This window comes from Archangium sp. (assembly GCF_036389735.1).
Lineage (GTDB): Bacteria > Myxococcota > Myxococcia > Myxococcales > Myxococcaceae > Archangium.
On record NZ_DASVWK010000214.1, the window covers coordinates 1 to 2,359 of the forward strand.

General features: G+C 72.7%; 1 protein-coding gene. It reads left to right on the forward strand.

Annotated features, from left to right (window positions below):
* Positions 1 to 51: 51 nt before the first annotated feature.
* On the forward strand, positions 52 to 2,359 hold a 2,308-nt coding region (locus VF794_RS08020; protein ID WP_331108592.1), incomplete at its 3' end, for a condensation domain-containing protein.

Genomic DNA, 2,359 nt, shown 5'->3' on the forward strand with positions numbered 1-2,359 from the left:
ACTCAGCCGGATCAGCCGCTCCCGCGCTTGCTGGAGGGTGGACTCAGGGCGGTGCCTCCGCCGCCCCTCGCGTCCGTGCCCGCGGTGCGCCCCACGGGGTACGTGGAGCCGGAGGGGCCGACGGAGACGGAGCTGGCCCGACTCTGGCGCGAGCTGCTGCGTGTCGAGCGGGTGGGAAGGCACGACGACTTCTTCGAGCTGGGTGGGCACTCGCTGCTGGCCACGCAGCTCGTGTCGAGGGTGCGCAAGGCCTTGGGCGTGGAGCTGTCGCTGCGGGCCCTCTTCGAGGCGCCGACGCTCGGGGCGCTGGCCACGCGCATCACCTCCGCACGGGAGTCCGGGCGAGGGACGGAAACCCCGGTGGTACCGGCCCTCCAGGCGGGTGGGCGGGAAGGACCGTTGCCGCCTGGCTTCGCGCAGCAACGGCTGTGGTTCCTGGATCGGCTCCAGCCCGGGAGCACGGCCTACAACATCCCCTATGCGTTGAGGATGGAGGGCGTGCTGGACGTCGCGGCGCTGGAGCGCGGCCTGGAAGAGGTGGTGCGCCGGCATGAAGTCCTCCAGGCCTCCTTCGAGAGCCAGGCGGGCGAGCCGGTGGTGCGACTCGCCGGGCCGCTGCGGTTGCCCCTGGCACCGGTGGACCTGTCGGAACTGGAGGCCGGGCAGCGGAGCGAGGAGGTGGTGCGGCTCGCGTCCGAGGAGTCTGGCCGGCCGTTCGAGCTTTCCCGGGGGCCGCTGCTGAGAGCGACGCTGTTGCGCCTGGGTGAGCGGGAGCACGTGCTGCTGCTGACGGTGCACCACATCGTCTTCGACGGCTGGTCGGCGGGGCTCCTCTTCCAGGAGTTGGCGGCGCTGTATGGGGCCTTCTCGCGCGGAGAGCCGAGCCCGTTGGCGGAGTTGCCGCTCCAGTACACGGACTACGCGCGCTGGCAGCGCGAGTGGCTCAAGGGCGAGGCGCTGGAGGCACAACTGGCGTACTGGCGTGGGCGGCTGGCGGACAGCCCGCCGGTGCTGGAGCTCCCGCTGGACAGGCCGCGCCTGGCCCGCGGGTCCACGAGGGCCGGCCGGGTGCCGGTGACGCTGTCCCGAGAGCTGAGTGAGACGCTGGGGGCCCTGGCGCAGCGAGAGGGGAGCAGCCTGTTCATGGTGCTGCTGGCGGGCTTCCAGGCACTGCTGGGGAGGTGGAGCGGGCAGGAGGACATCGTGGTGGGCACGCCGGTGGCGGGGCGCACGCGAGCGGAGGTGGAGGGGCTGATTGGCCTCTTCGTCAACACGCTGGTGCTGCGCACGGACCTGTCGGGAGCGCCGACGTTCCGGGAGCTGGTGGCGAGGGTGAGGGAAGTGGCGCTGGGGGCCTACGCGCACCAGGACGTGCCCTTCGAGAAGCTGGTGGAGGAGCTGAAGCCGGTGCGGGACATGAGGAGCTCGCCGCTCTTCCAGGTGATGTTCGCCTTGCAGAACGTCCCCGCCCGTGAGGTGTCGCTGCCCGAGCTGAAGCTGTCCCCGGTGGAGCAGGAGGGGGCCGAGGCGAAGCTCGATCTGACGTTGAGCCTCACCCAGACGCCGGAGGGGCTGCGGGGAGCGTTCTCCTATGACGCGGCCCTCTTCGAGCCGGCGACGATCGAGCGCCTGGCGCGGCACCTGGAGACGTTGCTGGCGGCGGTGGCGGCGGCTCCAGATCGGCGGGTGGAGGAGGTGGAGCTGCTGGTGGGGGAGGAGCGCGCCCGGGTGCTGGAGGAGTGGAGCCAGGGCCCTCGCGTGGAGGGGCCGGTGGAGGGGCTGGGGCGGTTGTTGGAGCTCCAGGCGGCGCGGACGCCGGAGGCCCTGGCGGTGGAGGGAAGCGGGAAGCGACTGAGCTACCGGGAGCTGGAGGCGCGGGCCCGGAGCCTCGCGCACCGGCTGTGGCGCGAGGGGGTAGGCCCCGAGAAGCGGGTGGGGGTGCTGCTGGAGAAGAGCGTGGAGGCGGTGGTGGCCTTCTGGGGCGTGCAGCTCGCCGGAGGCGTGTACGTGCCGCTGGAGGCGGTGCAGCCGCCGGAGCGTCTGGCGTGGATGGCGGAGGACGCGGGCGTGTGCGCGGTGGTGACGCGGCGGGGCCTGGAGGCGCGGTGCCGACTGGCCGAGGCGGTCCGCGTGGTGCGGCTGGAGGACGTGGGCGAGGCGGAAGCGGGCGGGGCGTTGGGAGAAGTCCAGCCGGACAATGCCGCCTACATCCTCTACACCTCGGGCAGCACGGGGAGGCCCAAGGGCGTGGTGGTGACGCACGAGGGCGCGTGCGATCTGGCGCGGGGCAAGGCGGGGGCCTACGGGGTGGGGGCGGACAGCCGGGTGTTGCAGTTCTCCTCGCTGGGCTTCGACGTCT